This is a genomic window from Testudinibacter sp. 'clade 2' (assembly GCF_006227735.1).
Lineage (GTDB): Bacteria > Pseudomonadota > Gammaproteobacteria > Enterobacterales > Pasteurellaceae > Chelonobacter.
Window position 1 is genome coordinate 50,032 of sequence record NZ_VDHB01000007.1, and the last position, 8,821, is coordinate 58,852.

Consider the following 8,821-nt stretch of genomic DNA (forward strand, 5'->3'; position numbering starts at 1 on the left):
GTGCGGTTATTTGCATTTATCAGTCGTTAAATTTAAGGTAAAATCTGTGCAATCTGATTTAAACGAGAGAAATCGAAAATGAGCGAACAAAAATTAAGTGTGGTGATTTTAGCTGCCGGTAAAGGCACCCGAATGTATTCAGAACTGCCGAAGGTGCTGCATAATGTTGCAGGCAAACCGATGGTCAAGCATGTGATCGACACCGTAAAAGCGTTAGGCACCAACAATATTCACCTGATTTATGGTCATGGCGGCGAGCTGATGCAGCAGCGGTTGCAAGCAGAGCCGGTTAACTGGGTGTTGCAGGCGGAACAATTGGGAACCGGTCATGCGATGCAGCAGGCAGCACCGCACTTTGCCGATGATGAAGACATTCTGATGTTGTACGGCGACGGTCCGTTGATTACACAGGCGACGTTGGAAAAGCTGATTGCCGCTAAGCCACAACATGGTATTTCACTGTTGACGGTGAAACTGGACGACCCGACCGGTTATGGACGGATTATCCGCAAGGACGGCAATGTGGTGGCGATTGTGGAACAAAAAGATGCCAATTCTGAGCAGCTCAAGATTCAAGAAGTCAACACCGGTGTGATGGTCGCCAGTGGCGCCAGCTTCAAAAACTGGCTGTCACGTTTGAATAACAACAATGCCCAAGGCGAATATTACATCACGGATGTGATTGCGTTGGCGAATCAAGACGGCTGCCAAGTCTGTGCCGTGCCTGCGGCGGATCGGATGGAAGTCGAGGGCGCTAACAATCGGCTGCAACTGGCGCAATTGGAACGCTATTATCAGCAGCAACAGGCCAAACGGCTATTGTTGGCGGGCGTGATGTTGATTGACCCGGCTCGGTTTGATCTGCGTGGCGAACTACTGCACGGCAAAGATGTAGAAATTGATGTCAATGTGATTATCGAAGGCAAAGTAGAGCTGGGTGACCGAGTGCGGATCGGCGCCGGTTGCATATTGAAAAACTGCCGGATTGCTGCGGATGTTGAAGTCAAACCGTATTCGGTGATTGATGATGCGGTGATTGGCGAAAGTGCGGTGATTGGCCCGTTCTCACGGCTGCGTCCAGGCGCCGAGTTGGCAGCGGAAACCCATGTCGGCAACTTTGTCGAAATTAAAAAATCACACGTCGGCAAAGGTTCAAAAGTGAACCATTTGACCTACGTCGGCGATGCAGAAATCGGCAGTAATTGCAATATCGGTGCCGGGGTGATCACCTGCAACTATGACGGCGTGAATAAATTCAAAACCATTATCGGTGATAATGTGTTTGTCGGTTCCGACAGCCAGTTGGTAGCACCGGTCAAGATTGCCGACGGGGCAACCATCGGCGCCGGCGCAACGATTACCAAAGATGTTGCCGACAACGAGCTGGTGATTAGCCGTGTGCCACAGCGCCATATTGCCAACTGGCAGCGTCCGACCAAGAAAAAATAACTCGCCTTTTCTCCTGCCGTAAAAGCTACAAACCGCACTTTTACGGCATAAAATATCCCCATGTTTGTAGCAAAAGTGTGATCTTCCTTGAAATTCCGGTAACAAAATTGAATTTAATATTGCTTTTATAAATGGAGTAAATATATCATCCTGACATAAAGAATGATAATTACCTTTCAGTGTTGGTTGAATTATCGCCAAGTTCTAACCTAAGTGAGAGTATGAAAGCGATAAAAACCCTGTTATCCCGTCTTATATTCGGTTTGTGTCTGACAACGGCAGTTGCTGTGTCAGCAGCGTACCCGGATTTGCCGCAGCCGATTAAGCAAGGCGGCGGTGCGTTGATTGGCGATATGCTGTATGTCGGTTTGGGCACTGCGGGTGACAAATTTTATCGGTTGTCGCTGCAAGCAGCAGAGAGCAAGGCAAAGTGGCAACCGATTGCTGATTTCCCGGGTGGTGAGCGAATACAGCCAATTGTTGCGGTGCTGGATCAGCAGTTATATGTTTTTGGTGGACAGCAAAGCAATGAACAGGGCGTTCGCCAGTTTATTAATGATGTACACCGTTATGATCCGCAGCAAGATCGTTGGGTCAAGCTCAATGCGGAGGCACCACGAGGTTTGGCTGGCGGTGGTGCGGTAACTCATAACGGAAAAATTTATCTGCTCGGCGGAGCTAATTTATCCTTGTTAAACGGTTATTTACAAGATTATGCCGTCGCCTCAGATCCGGCACAACGACAAGTGGTAGATGAGGCATTTTTTCAAAAACGTCCACAGGACTATTTTTTTACCAACGAATTGCTGAGTTATACGCCATACAGTAACCAATGGCGAAATGAAGGTAAAATCCCTTTTGAACCGAGAATCGGGGCTGCTGTGTTAGGGCAAGGTGAAACACTGTTAGTGGTCAGTGGTGAGATTAAACCCGGCTTGACAAGCGCCACTACTGCACAGGGGCGACTTTCAGCGCAAGGGGTCAGTTGGAAAGCGCTGCCGAATTTGCCGACATTGCGAGGCAAATCGCAAGAAGGCATTGCGTGGGCAGGTGTTGGTTACAGCCACGGCTACTATTTGATTGTAGGTGGTGCAAATTTTCCGGGAGCGCAAGCTCAATTTGCTGCCGGAGAGCTGTTTGCTCACCAGAGTCTAGCAAAAGTCCAACAAAAAGAGATTTATGCGCTAAAAAACGGACGTTGGAAAATGATCGGGGAACTTACCAATCCGGTCAGCGGTGCGGTCAGTGTTTCTTACCACAATCAGGTATTGTTGATTGGCGGTGAAAATGAGAATGGCAAGGCGCTGAGTACGATCCAAGTATTGGAATACGACGGCAGTAAATTAATGATTGAATAACAAACTTCCTCTATTGAGTTTGTCCTCTTTCCCCTTACCCTAAGGTTAAGGGGATTTTTTTATCAATACATAAAGGAATCAGTACGTCCTAATTTGTAGCTAATTTTGCCGCATATAATATTGGCTAAGTTCAATAATGATGAGTAAGGATATGATAATGACAACTCGTTACCCTAACGCAATGATTTACAGCCATTGGTTCACGGTTGTATTGGTGCTGATCGCCTACCTCAGCAGCGGCCATCCGACCCGCGACGGCTTGATCGGGGAGCTGCATGTTTTTAGCGGGCTGCTGGTGGCAAGTATGCTTATAGTGCGCTTGCCTCTTCGGTTCTTCTACCGCCGCCACATTCCACAACAGCCAGCGCTAGCCGATTGGCAAGAAAAAGCGGCAAAAATCGTGCAAACCGCACTTTACCTCTGCATGGCATTGATTCCGCTGAGCGGCTGGTTGGCACTGGCTAACAAAACACAGCAGTTCAGTGCATTTGGCGTGGCTATCCCGTTAAATAACAATGGTAGTCTGCTACATTTTGTTGGGGAACTTCATCCATTTCTCGGCAATTTATTTCTGGTATTAGCAGGATTGCATGCGGCGGCAGCGTTGCTGCACCATTTCTATTTCAAAGATGAGGTATTAAAAAGCATGTCACCGCACAGGAAATAGTGGTTAAATTAATAATCGTTTTGCCCAGCAACAAAAAGTGCGGTCAGCTTTTCAGTCTGACCGCACTTTAGGTATCAAGCGTGGTTATTGCTTATCTTTACCCAAGAATTTCACTGCCATATCCGGGAAGTCGGTGAAGACACCGGTGGCGCCGGATTTGTTTAATAACGCATCGAACATTTGGTCGATGTTGCTGAAAAACGGTGGCAGCGCATCGTTGCGCACCGTATACGGGTGTAATTCTAGTTTGTTGGCGGCGATATCAGCGACCATTTCGGTGTATTGAATGTTGCCCGCCGTGGATTTTTTATCGTCAATCAGCATATACCAACCCGGTCCGACCCCGTCGGCATATTTGGCAACTTCAGCCATTGCACCCGGTTTGAACATCCAGTCGTAGTCGTAATTCACCCATTTGCCTTTAGCATCTTTCTCTTCGGTTTCATGCCAGTCGGTATAAGCCACCAATTGAACCAATTTGATGTCCATGCCCAGTTTTGGCAGTAATTCGGTTTTGATGCGTTTGAGTTCGTTGAAATCGAAGGTTTGCAGATAAACTGCGGAATCTTTCGTGGTATAACCGTATTTTTTCAAGACTTTCAGGGTTTCCAACGCAATGTCTTTGCCTTCTTGGTGGTGTAACCATGGGGCTTTGATTTCAGGATAAATCCCGATTTTTTTGCCGCTGGACTTTTCCAAGCCTTGGATAAATTCAATTTCATCTTCAAAAGTGTGAATGGTGAAATGCGATTTCCACATTGGGAAGCGCCCCGGATAGACCTGCACTTGTTTGCCGTTTTCGACTTTAAAGTTTTCAGTCATTTCCAGCGTTTGAATCTCTTTCAAGGTGAAATCTGCCACATAGTAACGTCCGTCTTTGCGCGCACGTTTTGGGAATTTTTTCGCCACATCGGTTAAGCCGTCCAGAAAGTGATCGTGAATCACCACTAAGCGATTGTCTTTGGTCATCGCTAAATCTTGCTCTAAATAGTCGGCTTTCTGTCCGAATGCCAACGCTTTGGATTCTAGCGTGTGTTCCGGCAAATAACCGCTGGCACCACGATGGGCGATCACCAATTTTTCTTGATTGCTCAGGTTGCTAGCGTGCTGATTACCGCCAACACAGGCGGCAAGTGCGGTTGACGCTGCCAGTACGATAGCTAAGGTTTTTAATTTCATAACATTTTCCTTATTTTTAATAATATCGCAGAATTTAAGTAAAAAGAAAGACGAAACAATGTTCGCCTTTCCACTATTAAGTTGCATTATTTGATCAAGCGATCTTCTTCTGCAATTCTGGCTTTATGTTTGGCTTCTTCCACCATAGTGATCAACATCAGCACACAAGCCAGTGCCGAGCCACCGATCATGATATAGAAACCACCGTTCCAACCGTAGGTGTCTGCTGCCCAGCCGATCACCGCACTGGCTGCTACTGTACCGCCCAAATAACCGAATAAACCGGTGAAGCCCGCCGCCGTTCCTGCCGCTTTTTTCGGCGCTAACTCTAAGGCGTGCAAGCCGATTAACATTACTGGACCGTAAATCAGGAAACCGATGATGGTCATCATGATAAAGTCAGTCAATTGATACGGGTTTTGATACCACGGCAGCGTTGCATAATGCGCCAGTTCCGCTTCAGGTGTCGCCGGATTCATCCAGAATATCACCACCGCAATCGTCACCATCACCATGAAGATAAAGCCGGTCAGACCGCGTCTGCCTTTGAACACTTTATCCGACATCCAACCGCACAACAGCGTGCCCGGAATCGCAGCAAATTCATAGATGGCATAGGCGGAAGCGGTGGCTTTGATATCGAAGTGTTTCACTTCGCCCAAATAGACCGGTGACCATTTCAAAATACCGTAACGGATCAGATAAACGAACACGTTAGCGATGGCGATGTACCACAACAGGCGGTTTTTCAACACATAGGTGACGAAAATATCACGGGTATTCAGTTCATGTTCGTAGGTTTTTTCGTTGTAATCTTCCGGATAGTCGTTTTTATACTCTTCAATCGGCGGCAAACCGCAGGATTGAGGGGTATCTTTCAACGCAAAATAGATGATAACCGAAGCGATCATTGCCGCAATACCCGGATAATACAAGGCTTCTTGCCAAACGTGACCGAAGGTGACTTTGGTGACTTCCGGGTGGTTTGCAGCGTAAATCACACTGGCTAAACCGACCAATACCGCCGGCATCATGCCACCGAGATTGTGCGCCGTGTTCCAGATCGACACGATAGTACCGCGCTCTTTTTTCGACCACCAGTGCACCATGCTGCGTCCGCTCGGCGGCCAGCCCATACCTTGGAACCAACCGTTGATAAATAGCAGTACGAACATGATTAAAATGCCGGAGGTTGCCCAAGGCACCAAGCCCATCAGGGTCATACACATTCCGGAAAGTGCTAAACCGAACGGCATAAACATTTTCGGGTTGGAGCGGTCGGAAATCGCTGCCATAAAGAATTTAGACAGTCCGTACGCCAAACCCGGCGCAATCCCGATAATCCCCAGTTGTGTTTTGGTGTATAACCCGGCTTCGATCAAGCCTTTTTGTGCTAAATCGAAATTACTGCGGGTAAAATAGTATGCTGCATAACCAAAGAAAATGCCCATAAACACCTGCCAACGCAGCCGAGTATAAGTTGGGTCGATTTTCTCTTGAGGTAATAACGGCTTATGTGCCGCCGGTTTAAAAAAACCAATCATAGAACACCTCTTCTTATTTTATAAGAATTATTATTGAATTAATCATATGTAGGGATACATAGCAAACAATATGTATCTTCTCGCACATTGTAACAGCTTCATTCGGACTTTGAGTTTTCGATTATGAAAATTGAGAGGGAAATCACATTCATTTTGGAAATGGGCGAATATTTACTCCATAATAGTCAAAAAAAACCGTCCGTTTTTGATCTCGGACGGTTTTGATACAGCTATTTTTTCCAGTTTTTTAACGCATCGGCAAAGGCATTATTACCAAGCGGCGCATGACGGCGGCTATGATTTTTTGGATTTGTCGGCGAATTGACCGCACTTTTGTTCTGTTCACTGCCACGGTTTGAGCTGTTTTTATCCTGCGGTTGTTCGTCTAAACGGCAGCTTAAGGCAATGCGTTTGCGGGCGATGTCCACGTCCATCACTTTGACTTTTACCACATCGCCGGTTTTCACCACTTCATGCGGATCTTGCACGAATTTATCCGATAATGATGAGATATGCACCAAACCGTCCTGATGAACACCGATATCGACAAAAGCACCAAAGTTGGTGACGTTAGTCACGGTGCCTTCTAAGATCATACCCGGCGATAAATCGGTGATCGCTTCTACGCCGTCCATAAAGGTGGCGGTTTTGAATTCACCGCGTGGATCACGCCCCGGCTTTTCCAATTCATTTAAAATGTCGCGTACGGTCGGCAAACCGAAACGCTCGTCGGTAAATTGTGCAGGATTCAGTGCGCTGACCGCACTTGAATTGCCGATCAGATCCTGAATGGTGTGGGCGGTAGCTTGTAAGATTTTTTCCACCACCGGATAGGCTTCCGGGTGCACGCTAGAGGCATCCAACGGATTTTTGCCGTTGCTGATCCGCATAAATCCGGCACACTGTTCAAAGGCTTTTGGTCCTAAACGGCTGACTTTTTTCAGTTGCTCACGGCTGTCGAAACGCCCGTTTTCATTACGGTAATTGACAATATTTTGTGCCAGCGTGGCGCTCATGCCGGCAACCCGTGCCAACAGTGGTGCCGAAGCAGTGTTCAGATCCACTCCGACGGCATTCACACAGTCTTCAACCACCGCATCCAGTTTGCGTGCCAGTTGGCTTTGATTGACATCATGCTGATACTGTCCCACGCCGATCGCTTTCGGGTCAATCTTCACCAGCTCGGCCAGTGGATCTTGCAAGCGACGGGCAATCGAAACAGCGCCACGCAACGAAACGTCTAGCTGTGGAAACTCTTGCGCCGCCAATTCGGAAGCGGAATAGACTGAGGCACCGGCTTCGCTGACCACCACTTTTTGCGCCTGCCAATCATGTGATTTTGCCAAAACCTCGGTCACAAAACGTTCGGTTTCGCGCGATGCCGTGCCGTTGCCGATGGCAATTAAGCCGACGTTGTATTTTTTCCCCAGCTGGTAAACACTCACCATGGCTTTATCCATTTGTCCGGTGTGTGGATAAATAGTCTCAGTTGCGAGTAATTTTCCGGTGTTATCCACCACTGCCACTTTCACACCAGTGCGCAAACCGGGATCCAGCCCCATGGTGTTTTTCGCACCTGCCGGTGCCGCCATCAAAAGTGCGGTCAAGTTGCGGGCAAACACTTCAATCGCTTCCGTTTCCGCCTGTTCACGCAACGCCGCCATCAGCTCAGTTTCCAAATGCAGCGAAATCTTAATCCGCCAAGTCCAGCTGATCACCTGCTGGCGCCAACTGTCTGCCGCTTGTTGGTTGAAATTCACGCCCAAATGTTGGCGGATGATCTCTTCGCAATAGCTTTGGCGTATGCTGTCGTCTTGATCAGGATCAGCATTCAGACTCAGTTGCAAAACGCCTTCGTTACGTCCGCGCAGCATCGCCAATGCTCGGTGTGACGGCACTTTGGCGAGGTGTTCTTGGTGGGCAAAGTAATCTTGAAATTTAGCCCCTTCGCTCTCTTTACCTTCAATCACTTTCGCCACTAATACGGCATTTTTCTGCAAATAGGCACGCACTTTGGCCAATAATTCCGCATCTTCGGCAAAACGTTCCATCAAAATATAGCGCGCGCCGTCCAGTGCAGCTTTGACATCAGCCACGCCGTTTTCTGCATTAATAAATTGCTCAGCGGCTTGCTCCGGTGCTTGTTGCGGATTTTGCCACAGGCTGTCGGCCAGCGGTTCCAAACCGGCTTCAATTGCAATTTGTCCTTTGGTACGGCGTTTGGGTTTATATGGCAGATAGAGATCTTCCAGTTCGGTTTTGCTTTGACAGTTGTCGATTTTGGCTTGCAGTTCAGCGCTGAGCTTACCCTGATCGGCAATCGACTTTAAAATGGTTTGGCGGCGTTCGTCCAGTTCACGCAGATACAGTAAACGGGTTTCAAAATGGCGCAATTGGGTGTCGTCCAAGCCGTCGGTCACCTCTTTACGGTAGCGGGCGATAAACGGAATCGTGTTGCCTTCGTCCACCAGACCGATGGCGGCAAGGATTTGTTTCGGCTGCACATTCAGTTCTTGTGCAATGGTTTGGCTGATGATTTGGTTTAGCATAATGAAATCTCTTGGGTAACAATGCAAAAGAGCTCAAATTGCTGGTAAAGGTGAAATGTAAAAGTAGGGGCGGAT

General features: G+C 47.9%; 5 protein-coding genes and 1 pseudogene. 3 read left to right on the forward strand and 3 right to left on the reverse strand.

Translation table 11 applies throughout. The features are described 5' to 3' along the window. Positions 1 to 78 precede the first annotated feature (78 nt). The 3 genes from glmU to FHQ30_RS01180 all read left to right on the forward strand — a co-directional run bounded on the left by glmU (position 79) and on the right by FHQ30_RS01180 (position 3,474). Entirely contained in the window at positions 79 to 1,449 is a 1,371-nt protein-coding gene (gene glmU, locus FHQ30_RS01170; RefSeq protein WP_139610585.1) for a bifunctional UDP-N-acetylglucosamine diphosphorylase/glucosamine-1-phosphate N-acetyltransferase GlmU, read from the forward strand. 221 nt (positions 1,450 to 1,670) lie between these two features. Further along, positions 1,671 to 2,807, forward strand: a complete 1,137-nt coding sequence (locus FHQ30_RS01175; protein ID WP_139610584.1) for an N-acetylneuraminate epimerase — start codon at positions 1,671 to 1,673, stop codon at positions 2,805 to 2,807. 157 nt (positions 2,808 to 2,964) lie between these two features. Further along, positions 2,965 to 3,474 carry a cytochrome b gene (locus FHQ30_RS01180; protein ID WP_176552601.1) on the forward strand — a complete coding sequence of 170 codons (510 nt, stop codon included), beginning with the start codon at positions 2,965 to 2,967 and terminating at the stop codon, positions 3,472 to 3,474. An 84-nt stretch (positions 3,475 to 3,558) separates the two neighbouring features. Here the strand turns inward: FHQ30_RS01180 and glpQ are convergent, their stop codons facing one another. From glpQ to FHQ30_RS01195, 3 genes and pseudogenes are all read right to left on the reverse strand, one after another. Next, complete coding sequence (glpQ, locus tag FHQ30_RS01185; protein WP_139610582.1) at positions 3,559 to 4,653, reverse strand: glycerophosphodiester phosphodiesterase; 1,095 nt, start codon at positions 4,651 to 4,653, stop codon at positions 3,559 to 3,561. A gap of 86 nt (positions 4,654 to 4,739) precedes the next feature. Continuing rightward, positions 4,740 to 6,197, reverse strand: coding sequence for a glycerol-3-phosphate transporter (gene glpT / locus FHQ30_RS01190; protein ID WP_139610581.1), 1,458 nt, complete (start codon positions 6,195 to 6,197; stop codon positions 4,740 to 4,742). A gap of 376 nt (positions 6,198 to 6,573) precedes the next feature. Continuing rightward, a pseudogene (locus FHQ30_RS01195) lies at positions 6,574 to 8,746 on the reverse strand (Tex family protein); the annotation flags it as partial. Positions 8,747 to 8,821: the final 75 nt, after the last annotated feature.